The sequence below is a fragment of the Natrarchaeobius oligotrophus genome, from assembly GCF_003841465.1.
Taxonomy (GTDB): domain Archaea; phylum Halobacteriota; class Halobacteria; order Halobacteriales; family Natrialbaceae; genus Natrarchaeobius; species Natrarchaeobius oligotrophus.
On sequence record NZ_REFZ01000005.1, the window covers coordinates 149,845 to 163,481 of the forward strand.

Sequence of the window (13,637 nt, forward strand, 5' to 3'; positions counted from 1 at the left end):
GCCGGTAAATCGGTACAGCAATCCGTATCAGACGGTCAACCGGCGCGGAAATCCGTCTCAGTCGCTCTGGATGCGCGGCGCGAGCATGTACGTGACCTGGCCGTTACCCTCCGCGAAACCGAAGTAAATCTTGACCGGGAACTCCTCGCCGAGGTCGAGGGTGACCTCGGTGTTCGAGGGGATCGCCTTGTTCATGTCCTTGAGATAATCGAGCGAGAACAGCGAGTGTGCGGGACCGACCTGGAGGTCGATCAGGTCGTCGTGGGTCAACTCGAGGTGGACGTCGTCGGTGTCGCCCTCCGCATCGACGTAGAAGTACTCCTCGCCCTCCTCGACGCCGAGTGCGATGTGGTCGGAGACCATGTCGGCGGCGGTCACCGAGCGGTTGACGTCCTTTCCCTCGAGGACGACTTCGGCGGGGAGATCGAGGTCCGGAATGTCCGGCTCCTGGCGGATCGAGTCGGGATCGATCAGCGCGAGCGTGTACTCGAGCCCGTCGATCTGGATGTGCAGCTTTCGGGTCTCCTCGTCGAGTTCGAGCTGGATGAGCTGGCCGGATTCGGCCATGCCGGCGATGTCCTCGAGTCGGGAGAGGTCGACGCCGATCAGCCCGCCGTCGGCTTCGTAGGATTCGAACGCAGCCGCGTCGAGCGAGAGATCGACCATCCCGACGTTGGCGGGATCGACGGCACGGATCTCCAGCCCGCCTTCCTCGAGGTGGATCTTGCACTCGTCGACCAGCACGCTCACCGAGTCGAGCGCGCTGGTGAGCGTTTCCGCGCTCACGATGGCCTTGAACATATGCGTCGGGGTACGGACGGTTGCCATAAAAAGGCACCCTTTACGCGCGAGCGGGAGGGGCGTCTCACCGCGGCTGCGACGGCGATCCGATCCACCCCCCGCCGACTGCGTCGGTCACTCGATCCCGTCGACGACGGCCCTCGCGACCCGCGCCTTCGTCCGGCGCTCGATCGACAGGGTTTCGAACACCGCTCGAGCGCGCTCGGTCGCCTCCCGATCGATCGTGAACTCGAGGTCGGGGTAGACGACGTCGGTCAGCACGAGCGGCTCCGGCGGCGCGGGCTGGATACCCTCGTGGCCCGGCAGCGGCTCGGACTCGAGCACCCGATCGACCTTCTCGAGAGGGGCCGTCCCGGTGCCGACCGCGCGGGCGAGCGAGACGAGCCGTCGAACCAGTTCGCGGGCGAAGCCGCCGGCCGTTACGGTGACGACGAGGTAGTCGCCGTCGCGGGTCGCCTCGATCGTCGGCGATCGGACGGTGTGTCGATCGTCGGGCGTGAGATTGTGGAAGTCGTGCTCGCCCGACAGCGCCGCGCAGGCGGCCGCGAACCGATCGTCGGCGACGGCCGGCGCGTGGAGGTGGTAGGCGTACTCGCGACGAGTCGCGTCGTGGGTCGCGTGAAAGTCGGCGGGAGCGTCGGCGGACGCCCACGCGCGGACGTCGGCGGGAAGCTCGCCGTTCAGCGCCCGCGGCGCGAGCCAGTCCGGTCCGTCGAGCGCGATCGTCTGAGCGAGCGCGGAGACGCCGGCGTCCGTTCGACCGGCCGCGGCGTACCCCGCCGGTTTTCCGGCCCCGGACTCGAGGACGCCGAGCGAGCGGAGGGCGTCGAAGATCGCGTCCTCCACGGTCTCGACGTCGGGCTGGCGCTGGAAGCCGCGGTAATCGGTACCGTCGTAGGCGATCCGGAACGCGCGCGTAGGCATCGGTTCACTCGATCCGAGGACGCCGATCGTGTTAGCGTCGTCGACCGAGATCGGAGACGGCGCTGGATCGAGCCGCCGAGTCGGTCTCGAACGGAAATGCCGTCAATTCCCTGCATTCTCCGGGCCGGGGGCCTTCCCCGAGTGAAGTGGAGTACTGCGTCGATGGACGAATCTAGTGGACGTGATTCAGAGTCACACGAAACCGTTCGGAACGTCGTTCTGGTCGTTCTCGACACCGCGCGGGCGCGGAGCGTCGACCTGCCCGGGGGCTCGAGCGAGCGAGACGGAACGCGTTCCGGCAGGATCGATCGATCGACGACCCCGACGGTACACCGCCTGGCTGCGGAGGGGACGACGTTCGAACGCGCCTTCTCGACGGCTCCGTGGACGGTCCCGTCCCACGCGTCGCTGTTCACGGGGTGTTACCCCTCCGAACACGGCACGCACGGCGGAAACACGTTTCTCGATCCCGACCTCCGAACGCTGGCGGAGGCGTTCTCCGACGCGGGGTTTCGGACGGTCGGCGTCTCGAACAACACCTGGCTCACCGAGGAGTTCGGCTTCGACCGCGGCTTCGACGAACTGCGAAAGGGCTGGCAGTACATCCAGTCCGACGCCGACATGGGCGCGGTCGTCCGCGGCGAGGACCTCCGCGAGAAGCTCGAGGCGACGCGAAACCGACTGTTCGACGGCAATCCGGCGGTCAACGCGGCCAACATCCTCTACAGCGAGGTCTTCCAGCCGGCGGGCGACGACGGCGCGGATCGGTCGACGGCGTGGATCGAAAACTGGCTCGAAACCCGCGACGACGACCGGCCGTTTTTCCTGTTCTGTAACTTCATCGAACCGCACGTCGAGTACGACCCGCCGCGGCGGTACGCGGAGCGCTTTCTCCCCGACGGCGCGAGTTACGAGGAGGCAACGGCGATCCGCCAGGATCCGCGGGCGTACGACTGCGAGGACTACGACATCTCCGACCGCGAGTTCGCGATGCTTCGCGGACTGTACCGCGCGGAGCTAGCGTACGTCGACGATCAGCTCGGCGAGATTCGACGCGCGCTCGAGGAACGCGACGAGTGGGACGATACCCTGTTCGTCGTCTGTGGCGACCACGGCGAACACATCGGCGAACACGGCTTTTTCGGCCACCAGTACAACCTCTACGACACGCTGGTTCACGTTCCGCTGGTCCTCCACGGCGGGCCGTTCACCGGCGGCGACCGCCGCGAGGAGTTCGTCCAGTTGCTCGACCTCCCCGCCACGCTCCTCGAGGCGGTCGGCGTCGACGATCCGGCGCTTCGCGAGCAGTGGTCGGCCCGCTCGGCCCACCCCGAATCGAGCGACGCCTCCCGGAACGCGGTGTTCGCCGAGTACGTTACGCCCCAGCCGTCGATCGAGCGCCTCGAGGCCCGATTCGGCGAGATCCCGAATCGCGTTCGGAAGTTCGACCGGCGACTGCGGGCCGTGCGCACTGCCGAGTACAAGTACGTTCGGGGTGACGACGGCTCCGAACGGCTCCACCACTTGCCCACCGATCCGTTCGAGCGGACCGACGTCAGCGACGACGAGCCCGAACGCGCACGGTCGCTTCGACGGCGACTCGAGGAGCGGTTCGATCCGCTCGAGTCGGCGGAGTCGGGCGAAGCGGTCGCGATGCGGGAGGGGACGAAAGAGCGGCTGGCGGACCTCGGCTACCTCTAGTACCGTTCCAAGCGTCGACTGATGAGCGAAATCGGACCCCACCGCATGATTTCGCTCATCAGTTCAGACTTGGACCGCCACTAGGCGTCGCGGATCGTTCGATAGCGTCGTTCTCCGGCATCCCTCGCAAGCGGAGGCCGCGTCCACGTCAAGCGAACAACTGTGCACGGACAGGGGTTTCCGGATCCCGTCGGAACGTGGGGCCGTGTCACCCTCCACGTTCGCCCGCACCGGAGCGTTTCGAACGCGGATCGTTCACGATCGCGACGGCGACCGCGTCGCGTTCGTCGTCGACGCCATCCCGGCGACCGCAGACGACGTCCGCGTCGAGGCCGGCTCGAGTCGCGTCCGAATCAGGATCCGAACCGACGCGCGCGAGTACGACCGAACGTTCCCCTCCCCGTCCGGGCAGTATTTCACCGACGAGCGCAGCGCCGTCCTCACCAATGGGATTCTCACCGTAACCGTCGGGACGGCCGGACGACCGAGGCCGTAACGCAGGAGACGGCCGTTCGCCCTCGAGCGGACGCGATCGCCTGCAGCAGTCTTTTGCTCGCCCGTCGGGTACGACCGACGACTCGTCAGCGACGCTCCCCGGTCGGCACTCACCGCCGCAATGTCCACTCGCTCCGCCCGCCGTTCTGACGACGGGTTCGTTCCGTTCTTCCGCCGGTACACGAAGACCTGGGTCCACGCCGTCGCGACGGCCGGACTGACCGCGTTCGGAACGCTGACGATCGTCCACCGCTGGTTCGTCGTGCTCGCGCTCGCCTCGTACGTCGTTCCGCCGCTGGCGCTCTACGTCGGCGGTGCCGGAACGCCGTCCGGCGACGTTCCGGCGGACGAAGGCGGCGAATCACGTCGAAAGCGAGACGAGGGAGAGCGCGGGCGCGAAGCCGAACGGAACCGTAGCCAAACGGCCGCGCGCGAGGACAGCCGAAACGAACTCGAGCGGACGACGGACCGGGACGCGACCGAACGCGAGGGTGCTCGAGAACGCGGTCGATCGGCCGCCCGCGAACCGAACGGAGTGGGGAACGTCACCGGGGGAGACGGAGCGGACGACGGCGGCGGCGAGAGCGCGTCTCCGACGGACGGTGGCGGTTTTTCGTCCGAAGACGGCAGTTCGGCGGACGAAGGCGGCGAAGCGCCGACTGACGACGACGCCGCAGTCACCGAAGGCGACGACTCCGTGAACTGGGAGCCGATCGACGCGCCGGTCGAGACGACGTTGACCGGCGCCGTCGTCACGGAGTCCGGCGCGGCCTACGCGGTCGGAGGCGGAGGCGTCGTCGTCTCCGACGACGGAACGGACTCCTGGTCCGTCGTCCTCGAAGACGGACCGGCGGCCGCGGGAGACGACCTTCGCGGCGCGGACGCGACCGACGACGGCGCAATCGTCTGGGTCGCCGGGGACGGCGGCGCGCTCGGACGACTCGACGTCGACTCTGGCCGCCACGTCGATTACACGGCACCCCGCGATCGCACCGACAACCTGCTGGGCGTCGCCGTCGGCGGACCGGCCGGAGACGAGACGGTGTTGCTGATCAACGGCTCCGGCGAGGTGCTCCGGGGACGCTACCGGGACGGCGACCTCGAGTGGAACGAGCCTGTGAAACCGGGCGGCGGCTCCAGCCTGAGCGGCGTGGTCCTCGCCGGCGGCTCGACCGGCTACTGCTGTGACACCAACGACGGCGCGTTCCGAACGGACGACGGCGGGGAGTCGTTCGAACGGATCGGCCTCGAGGGTGCGAACGGGACGCTCACCGGCGTCGCGACGGACGACGAGGGGACACCGCTTCTGTGTGCCGACGACGGCGTCGTCCACCGCTTCGACGGCGCGACGTGGACGCCCGAGCGCGTCGCCGACGCGGAACCGTCGGGAATCTCGAGCGCGCCGGACCGAATCGCGGTCTGCGGAACGGACGGCGCGGTTCACGAGCGCCCGTCGGACGGAACGGAGTGGGAACGCGTCGACGCGGCCGGGGGCGTCTCGCTCCGGGCCGTTTCGCTCGGACGGGAACGGGGAGTCGCCGTCGGCGAAGCGGGGGCCATCCTCGAGCGACGACGCCGGTAAGTGCTCGCATCGACGGCAGTACACGAAGGCGGGTTCCGATCCACCGCCGTCGCGATCGATCGCCACCGCGGATAATAACGCACTTATGACACCTCAACGAAGTTTCAAACATGGTCTCCCGCCGACAGCTTCTGGCAGCCGGCACCCTCGTCGTCGGAACAGCCGGCTGCCTCGACGCGCTGGATACGAGCCGAGCGGACGGGTCGGACGCGGACGGACAACGGTCCGACGGGGCCGCTGGCGGTCCGAACGGGGGCGACGCGACCGACGACGCGAGCCGCCGTCTCGATCCGGACGCTCCCGACGATCCCGACGCGCCGCTCGTGACGATCGTCGAGGAGGATGGTGACGACGAACTGACCCTCGCCACGTACGGCGACGTCGACGAGATCGGTTCGCCCGCGTTCGACGAACGACGGGGAACCCACTACGTCCCCCTCGTCTTCGCCGAATCGGCTGCCGACGACTTCGTCGCCACGCTCGAGTCGGTCGGGGCGCTCGAGTCGCCCGCGGAACGGGAACTCGTCACCTACGCCGGCGACGACCCGATCGGGACCTACGGGATCGGCGAGTCGCTCGCGAACGCGATGCGAGAAGGCGAGTGGGACGGCTCCTTTCGGATCGTCGCCGAGAACGAGGAGGAACTGGAGGCGTTCGTCGCCGAGTTCGAAGCGGACTGGGACCGGCTCTCGTAACAGCTACCGGCGATCCCGGAAACGGTCACCGGTGCGTCGGTACCGACGGACGACAGACCGTATGCGCGTCACTCGAGCGCCAGCGTCCCGTCGCAGACCGGACACTCGAGCGGCGCGTCCGGATCGGTCGGGACGCGCATGCTGTCGTGGCCGCAGTCGGGACACGAGACGTCGCGGTCGTCGAGAACCGGAATTCGCGAGATGCGGACGTCGTCGGTCGCCCGAGGTGCACCCAGCACGAGCGCGATGAGGCGCTCGTCGCCGGCGTTTCGTCCGGACTGAAACTCGCCGGGAGCGAACCGGATCGCCTCGTGTTCCGAGACGACAATCTCGCCGGCGTCGCCGTCGGTTCGCCGGACGTCGAACGTCGCCTCCCCCTCGAGGACGACGAACACTTCCTCCTGGTCCGCGTGGGCGTGGACCGACCCGCTGAAGCGCTCGCCCGGCTCGAGGACGTAGCGCGTGATCGCGACGTGATCGGTGTCGAGCGGGTCCGAGAGCGGGCGGCGGTCGGCGTGCAGGCTCTCCTCGTACGGCTCGGGATCGACGTCCTCGATCGAAACGCGGCGCATGCGGGTCGATTCGGCGGTCACGACCAAAATCGTTCGGCCGTCGTCACCCCTCGCGCTCGGGATTTCGCCTCGCCGGCGGCGTCTTCGAGAGGACCCGTCCCAGCAGGTCGCGATTGTTCGTGACCCAACGGTACCCCTGCTCGCGCAGGCGCTCGTAATCCTCGAAGTTACGAAGGAAACTCGCGACTTCCGGGAGCGGAGCAGCGACGCCGGTGCGAACGAGCGCCTCCTCGATCGACGCGCCACAGGAGTAGACGCCGTCGGCGGCGACCAGGTGCGAACAGGAGTCGTACTCCTCGGGAAGCCGTTCGCGCAACTCCGGCGTGAGGTCGCGGTAGCCGACGATGCGCACGTCCGTCCGCTCGTCGAAGTACTCGGCCCACCAGGTGCAAAAGCCGCAGTCGTCGTCGTAGACGAGCGTGAGCTCGGCCATGGGGGACCGTACGAGGCGCGGATACAAACCACTGGCCCCGGCGGCTCGACGGCTCCGCCGGGGTCGTCGTTCGGCTCCACTGATCCAGACAGGACGACGCTCCGTCGCGCCGGAAGATTATTGATCGGCCTGTTCGAGACGAAACCATGAGCAGCGCGGCCGGGTCGCTCTCGGAACCGCACGTGCTCGCCCACACCAAACGGCGGCTGTTTCCCGACGCGACGGACGACGCGACGCGAGACGCTCCCGCGTACGCCGTCGCGGACACGCAGTTCGCTCAGGAGGAGTGGCGACCCGGGCGGCCGATCGATCCAGACGTCCGCGACCGTCTCGCCCCGTTCAACCACGTGCGCGTGGGCGGCGGGTATCCGGACCTCGTCGGCGTCGGACGACTCGAGTCCGATCTGCTCGCCGTCGACCGCGTCGGCGACGAGCCGCCGCTGGTCGCCGTCGAGGCCAAGGGGTACGCGAGCGACGGCGTCGACACCCACCGCGGCATCGTCCAGGCCTACGACCGGCTCCACGAGGCCAACGCCGTCTACCTCGCCGCGCCGGCGGAGGCCATCTCCGCGACCGACCGGACGCTCGCGCGGCAGTTGAACGTCGGCGTCCTCGGCGTCGATCCGGGAGGTGACGTCTCGGTCCTCGAGGTACCGCGGGCGGTCGGCAATCGGACCACCTCCGAGACGACGGCGATTCGGTTCCAGGCCGGCGCACAGGGCGTCGCGGACCGATCGTTCGGGCTCAACCACCCGAAAAACTACCTCGGCTACCCGCTCGCACACTACGCCGACGGCGACACCGCGTCGCTGCTCGCTTCGTACGACGTGGTCAACGCGGTCGACGACGCCCGGCGCGGGGCCGCCTTCCTGGGGCTACTCGAGGACGGCCCCGCCGTCGAACTGACGTCGCTCGGCCGGGAGGTCGTCCGGTTCGCGCTCGCCCGCTGTGGCTCCGTCGAGGCCGCACTCGAGGAGTTCCAGGAGTGGTACCGCTCGCGCACCCGGTTCGTCGAGCAAGCGCCGGAGTGGGGACAGCTGGCCCGCCGGGTCGTCTTCGCCTACCCGGCGACCGAACTGCTCGTCGCCGAACTCCAGACGATGCACGACGACTGGCAGCCCGAGCCGTCGCTCGTCGACCTCGTCGAACACCTCCACGAACTCCACCCGACGTTTACCGTCGAGCTGTTCGTCCGCGGCGACGACGGCGTGCGCAGCCGCGTCCTGACTCGGGACGGCAACCTCCGTCCGTCGGCGCTCGAGGACGGCTCCGTCTATCACTCGCCCACGGTCTTCCAGCTCAAGACGATGCTGTATCACACCGGCATCCTCACGGAGCGCGGCCGCGAACCCCACCGCCTCGAGCCGCTCGAGGACGCGTGGGCGCTTCGCGAACCGGTGTGAGGCATCGACTCGAGCGCGAGTCGAGATTCATCGAACGCGAACGGGATAATCGAAGCTCGTCCGTTCCGCGGGTCGCTCGCTTCCCGCTTCACCTCGAGGCCTCGTTCGCGTTGCTCACGGCTGCGCCGCTCGCATTTCTGCGGTTCTCACTCCCTGCGGTCGTTCCGAACCGCGCTCCGCTCACTCGGCCTCGCCTTTCTCCACGGGTCGGCTTCGCCTCCCCGTTCCGCTACGAGGCTTCGTTCACTGCGTTCACTCAGCCTCGCCTTTCTCCACCGGGGCGTTCACCAGATTACCCCACTCGGTCCAGGACCCGTCGTAGTTGACGGCGTCCTCGTAGCCGAGCAGTTCGTGGAGGGCGAACCAGGCGACCGACGAGCGCTCGCCGATGCGGCAGTAGGCGACGGTCGTCTCCTCGCCGGTGATTCCCTCCTCGGCGTACAGCTCCTCGAGTTCATCGCGGTCTTTGAAGGTGCCGTCGTCGTTGGTGACCGCGGCCCACGAGATGTTCTTCGCGCCGGGGATGTGGCCGCCGCGCTGGGCGGTCTCCTGCAGTCCCGGCGGGGCGAGGATCTCGCCGCTGAACTCCTCGGGCGAGCGGACGTCGACGAGGGGGACGCCGCGTTCGATCGCGTTCTCGACGTCCTCGCGGTAGGCGCGGACGTTCTCGCGCGGGCCGGCGGCGTCGTACTCGACCGCCGAGAAATCGGGTTCCTCGTCGGTCGTCGGGTAGTCGTTCTCGAGCCAGAACTCGCGGCCGCCGTCCAACAGGTAGGCGTCCTCGTGACCGTAGTATTTGAGCTGCCAGTAGGTGTAGGCGGCGAACCAGTTCGAGTTGTCGCCGTAGAGGACGACCGTCGAGTCCTCGCTGATGCCGTGACTGCCCAGCAGGTCCTCGAAGTCCTCCTTCGAGAGGACGTCGCGTCGCGTCTGGTCTTGCAGTTGCGTCTCCCAGTTGAAGCCGATCGCGCCGGGGGCGTGTGCCTCCTCGTAGGCTTCCGTGTCGACGTCGACCTCGACGAGGCGGAGGTCGGCGTCGTCGCTCTGGAACTCTTCGAGTCGGTCCTCGACCCAGTCGGCGGTGACGAGTACGTCGTTGGCGTATTCTGTTGCCATACTCGACCGGACGGGCGGAACGGTCATAGTGGCTCTCGATGCGGACAATTCGGACGCCGCTCGACCGTCACGGAGATGGTTGCCGCTACCTCGGACGGCGGTCCGACGGCCGAGATCACCCTCCGTCCACGTCCAGTGTTTTATACCCACCACCGTCACGCGTGTGTTTCGAAACGCCAACATATTCGGGCGGCGGGGGCAAGTATTGCCACCAGCTCGGTACCCAGGGGAGACGTGCCGGGAACGGTGCGTTATCGGCGGTCCGGAGCCACGAATCGATCGATGGACGAATCCGTCGTCGTCTCGCCCGACTGGCTGGCAGCGCGACTCGAGGAACCGGGAGTTCGCATCGTCGACGTCAGAGACCCCTGGGAGTACGAGGGGATCGGCCACGTTCCGGGTGCCGTCAGCGTGCCGTTCGACAGCTACCGCGACGAGAGCGACGTCGACCGCGGCACGCTGCCAGGCGCGAAGGCGTTCGCCGAACTGCTGTCGGGGGTCGGTATCGCACCCGAAGACGCGATCGTCGCCTACGACGACACCCACGGCGTCTTCGCCGCCCGGTTCGTACTCACCGCGCTCGAGTACGGCCACGACGACGTTCGCCTGCTCGACGGCGACTACAGCGCCTGGAACCGCACCTACGAGACGACGACCGACGAACCCGACCTCGAGCCGACGGCGTACGAGGCCGATCCCCTCTCGCGCGAGGAGAGTCCGCTGGTGGGACTCGTGGCTGTCGAGGACGCCCTCGAGCGCGGCGCGCTCTTCGTCGACACGCGCGAAGACCACGAGTTCGAGGAGGCGCATCTCCCGGGTGCCGTGCGCTTCGACTGGCGCGAAGTCGTCGACGACGAGACGCGGCGGCTGAAAGCCGAGGACGAACTCGAGGACGTACTCGGCGAGTACGGAATCACACCCGACCGAGAGATCGTCCTCTACTGCAACACCGCACGCCGGATCAGCCACACGTACGTCGTCCTCCGGGCGCTCGGCTACGACGACGTCGCCTTCTACGAGGGGAGTCTGACGGAGTGGCTGGCGAACGACGGCGAGATCGAGACGGGACCCGCCTGACTCGACGCGAACGACCGGCTGACGGGTCGTTCGCGTCGAATTCCGTCGGACACGGTTCGTTTGCGTCGTCGAAACCCTCGAGTTCGATCTTTTCAGGCCGTATGGTACGTATTCACCGTCCGATCCAGGGTAGTGTGGGTGCACACTCGGATTTATGAGTGGTGATCTCGTACCCCCGAGCATGAGTAGCGAGAGTGTCGACTCCGAGAGCAAGGTGTCGGGGAATCAGGCGAACATTCCCGCTCGCATCCGCCGGGAGCTCGACATCGACGACGGCGACAAACTCCGCTGGCACATCGAGGACGACGGCACGCTCCGCGTCCAGGTCGTCCAGCAGCGCCGCGGTACGTTCAGCGACTTCGACGGCTACGACGGCGATCAGCCGACAGAGGCCGAGACCCATCACGACACGTGGGGTATCGACATCGAATAGATGCCGCGCGCACTCGTCGATACGACTGTTCTCTTTGCGGCGGCGTACCGCCGTGATACTGCACACTCCGATGCCCTCCCTATTCTCGGGGGAATCGACACCGCTGATCTCCCGGAAGCAGTGATTCTCGATTACGTCCTCGCGGAGACGCTAAACGGGCTGACGACACACGCAGGTCACGACGCCGCTGTTGACTTTCTCGATCGGGTGGAAGAGAATACGCGGTTCCACATCGACTCCCTGACAGCGGACGAGGTTGCTGCGGCAAAAGCGCTTTTCCGGCAGTACGAGTGCTTTTCGTTCGTCGATGCCGCTATCGTCGCGTACATGCAGGCAGAAGGGCTCGGTTACCTTTACGCGTTTGACGACGATTTCGACGCTGCAGAGGACGTCTATCGTCTCGACGTCGCAACTAACCCATATCAACCAGAGTGACTGATACGCGCCCCGTATTCAGTGGGCCGTTTGTATCAGCTTCTGTTGGTTTCAGCGAAGGGGGGGTCGTCGACTCGTCGATTCGCTCGAGCTCGCAGGAAATCGGCCGATCCAGAACGGCCGATCGGATGCGGGGACGCTCATCACCAGAAATGAAACGACGTACATCGGTGTTCGAATAGTCCGGGCGTGTCACGGCTCCGCGACCGGCAGCGTGAACGAGACCGTCGCACCCTCGCCGGGTTCGGAGTCGATCCGAATCTCGCCGCCGTGGCGCTCGACGATCCGTTTGCAAAGCGCCAGGCCGATACCCGTTCCCGCGTGTTCCTCGCGGGCGTGAAACCGCTGGAACATCTCGAACGCCCGATCGGCGTCGGCGGGGTCGATCCCGACGCCGTCGTCGCGGACCGAAATCCGCCACGTCGACCCCGTCCGGTCGGCCGAGACGTCGATCCGCGGCGATCCTTCGCCGCTGTAGGCGATCGCGTTTTCCAGCAGGTTCTGGAACACCTGTCGGATCTGTCCGCCGTCGCAACGAACCCGCGGAAGCGGCTCCGCCGCGAGTTCTGCGCCGGACTCGTCGATCCGAAACTGAAGGTCGCGGCAGGCGTCGGCGAGTACGGCGTCCAGATCGACCGATTCGAACGGCTCGCCCTGCGTGTCGACGCGGGAGTACGCGAGGAGGCCGTCGATCATCTCGCGCATGCGGTCGGCACCGTCGACCGCGTACGCGAGAAACTCCTCGCCGTCGTCGTCGAAGGCGTCGCCGTAGCGCCGTTCGAGCAACTGGAGGTAGCTGGTGATCATCCGCAACGGCTCCTGGAGGTCGTGGGAGGCCGCGTAGGCGAACTGCTCCAGGCGCTCGTTCGAGGCCTCGAGTTTTCGCTCGTACTCGCGGCGTTCGGTGACGTCCCTGACGACGCCCACGGTGCCGTGGAACGAGCCGTCGGGGCTGGGAAGCGGCGTAAACCGGCTCTCGGCGGGCAGTCGGTCCCCGTCGGCCCGGCGAATGTCGGCCTCGATCGTCGCCGCGTCGTCCGCGGGCTCGCAGGCGAGTTCCCGCGACGCCGACGCGGCTCGCGAGGAGACGTCGTCGTCGACGACGAGCGAGCAGTGCGCGCCGAGCAGCTCCGAGCGCGGATAGCCGGTCATCTCGGTGTACGCCTCGTTGACGGAGACGAACCGGTACTCCTCGTCGAGGACGTAGACGCCGTCCCGGATCGTCTCGACGATCGTCTCGTAGCGCTCGAGCTCCCGACGTCGGTCGGTTACGTCCCGGACGACGCCAACCGAGCCGCGAAACGTTCCGTCGGAGACGAGCAGCGTGATGCGCAGGTCACAGGTGATGACGTCGCCGTCGGCGGTTTCGACCGTGATCTCGTGCGCCCGGACGGGGTCGTCGTGATCGCCCGCCGCGAGCCGCCGCCGGAAGTCGCGTTCGATGCGTTCGACGGACTCGTCGTCGAGGACGGCCGAGACGTGCGCGCCGAGGAGGTCCGCGCGCTCGTACCCGGTCGTCTCGAGAACGGTTTCGTTCACGCCGACGAAGTGGCCGAGTGCGTCGAGTCGATACAATCCGTCGCCGACCGCGTCGACGAGTGCCTCGAACCTCTCGAGTGCGTCGCCGTCGTCGACGTCACCCCAGAAGGAATCGCCGTCGGATCGTTCCCGGTCGCTCATCGGAACAGTACTGCTCGCCGACCGAGATAAGGATTCGTGCCGGCGATCCGAACGATCGGTCCGGTGACGGTGGAGCGGTCTCGAGTCGCGACGGTCCGCGTCGGTATCCCGCGACGGGCTGGTGCGGGGAGCGAAACTGACGACCGAGTCGAGCGTCAGTTCGGCGCTCGAGTGCTACCCGGTCACCGGCCGCGGAACGTCCCGTCCCCGGAGCGATCTCGGAACCCCAACCGCCGACTCGAGTCTCGTCCCTCGTCGACGATCCCCCCGTACGCTCCGCGCGGGGAGGG

At 67.5% G+C, this 13,637-nt stretch carries 14 protein-coding genes; 8 read left to right on the plus strand and 6 right to left on the minus strand.

Annotated elements, in window-relative coordinates; genetic code table 11:
• Positions 1-57: 57 nt before the first annotated feature.
• Together EA472_RS09095 and truA are read right to left on the minus strand one after the other, a co-directional pair.
• Complete coding sequence (locus EA472_RS09095; protein WP_124191194.1) at positions 58-801, minus strand: DNA polymerase sliding clamp; 744 nt, start codon at positions 799-801, stop codon at positions 58-60.
• 114 nt (positions 802-915) lie between these two features.
• The gene (truA, locus tag EA472_RS09100) at positions 916-1,725 is read right to left on the minus strand and encodes a tRNA pseudouridine(38-40) synthase TruA (RefSeq protein WP_124191195.1); all 810 of its coding nucleotides are present in this window, start codon (positions 1,723-1,725) and stop codon (positions 916-918) included.
• A 162-nt stretch (positions 1,726-1,887) separates the two neighbouring features.
• Between truA and EA472_RS09105 the strand changes: the two genes are divergently transcribed.
• The 4 genes from EA472_RS09105 to EA472_RS09120 all read left to right on the plus strand — a co-directional run bounded on the left by EA472_RS09105 (position 1,888) and on the right by EA472_RS09120 (position 6,198).
• Entirely contained in the window at positions 1,888-3,426 is a 1,539-nt protein-coding gene (locus EA472_RS09105; protein ID WP_124191196.1) for a sulfatase, read from the plus strand.
• Between the two features lie 205 nt (positions 3,427-3,631).
• Positions 3,632-3,922 (plus strand): Hsp20/alpha crystallin family protein, encoded by a 291-nt coding sequence (locus EA472_RS09110; RefSeq protein WP_124191197.1) that lies wholly within the window; start codon positions 3,632-3,634, stop codon positions 3,920-3,922.
• Between the two features lie 120 nt (positions 3,923-4,042).
• Positions 4,043-5,503, plus strand: coding sequence for a WD40/YVTN/BNR-like repeat-containing protein (locus EA472_RS09115; RefSeq protein WP_124191198.1), 1,461 nt, complete (start codon positions 4,043-4,045; stop codon positions 5,501-5,503).
• Between the two features lie 110 nt (positions 5,504-5,613).
• Positions 5,614-6,198: a hypothetical protein gene (locus EA472_RS09120; RefSeq protein ID WP_124191199.1), complete on the plus strand. Its 585-nt coding sequence runs from the start codon at positions 5,614-5,616 to the stop codon at positions 6,196-6,198.
• 68 nt (positions 6,199-6,266) lie between these two features.
• Here EA472_RS09120 and EA472_RS09125 read toward each other — a convergent pair whose 3' ends face one another.
• Positions 6,267-6,770: a cupin domain-containing protein gene (locus EA472_RS09125; RefSeq protein ID WP_124191200.1), complete on the minus strand. Its 504-nt coding sequence runs from the start codon at positions 6,768-6,770 to the stop codon at positions 6,267-6,269.
• Positions 6,771-6,813: 43 nt separating this feature from the next.
• Positions 6,814-7,203 (minus strand): DCC1-like thiol-disulfide oxidoreductase family protein, encoded by a 390-nt coding sequence (locus tag EA472_RS09130; protein ID WP_124191201.1) that lies wholly within the window; start codon positions 7,201-7,203, stop codon positions 6,814-6,816.
• Between the two features lie 146 nt (positions 7,204-7,349).
• On the opposite strand from EA472_RS09130, the gene EA472_RS09135 reads away from it, so the two are divergent.
• The gene (locus EA472_RS09135) at positions 7,350-8,606 is read left to right on the plus strand and encodes a hypothetical protein (protein ID WP_124191202.1); all 1,257 of its coding nucleotides are present in this window, start codon (positions 7,350-7,352) and stop codon (positions 8,604-8,606) included.
• Positions 8,607-8,858: 252 nt separating this feature from the next.
• On the opposite strand, the gene EA472_RS09140 is transcribed toward EA472_RS09135, so the two are convergent.
• On the minus strand, positions 8,859-9,722 hold the full coding sequence (locus tag EA472_RS09140) for a sulfurtransferase (RefSeq protein ID WP_124191203.1): 864 nt from the start codon (positions 9,720-9,722) through the stop codon (positions 8,859-8,861).
• 282 nt (positions 9,723-10,004) lie between these two features.
• On the opposite strand from EA472_RS09140, the gene EA472_RS09145 reads away from it, so the two are divergent.
• The 3 genes from EA472_RS09145 to EA472_RS09155 all read left to right on the plus strand — a co-directional run bounded on the left by EA472_RS09145 (position 10,005) and on the right by EA472_RS09155 (position 11,667).
• Complete coding sequence (locus EA472_RS09145) at positions 10,005-10,799, plus strand: sulfurtransferase (RefSeq protein WP_124191204.1); 795 nt, start codon at positions 10,005-10,007, stop codon at positions 10,797-10,799.
• Positions 10,800-10,980: 181 nt separating this feature from the next.
• Positions 10,981-11,232 carry an AbrB/MazE/SpoVT family DNA-binding domain-containing protein gene (locus EA472_RS09150; RefSeq protein ID WP_124191205.1) on the plus strand — a complete coding sequence of 84 codons (252 nt, stop codon included), beginning with the start codon at positions 10,981-10,983 and terminating at the stop codon, positions 11,230-11,232.
• On the plus strand, positions 11,233-11,667 hold the full coding sequence (locus tag EA472_RS09155; protein ID WP_124191206.1) for a type II toxin-antitoxin system VapC family toxin: 435 nt from the start codon (positions 11,233-11,235) through the stop codon (positions 11,665-11,667).
• Positions 11,668-11,859: 192 nt separating this feature from the next.
• On the opposite strand, the gene EA472_RS09160 is transcribed toward EA472_RS09155, so the two are convergent.
• On the minus strand, positions 11,860-13,347 hold the full coding sequence (locus tag EA472_RS09160) for a sensor histidine kinase (RefSeq protein WP_124191207.1): 1,488 nt from the start codon (positions 13,345-13,347) through the stop codon (positions 11,860-11,862).
• Positions 13,348-13,637 lie beyond the last annotated feature (290 nt).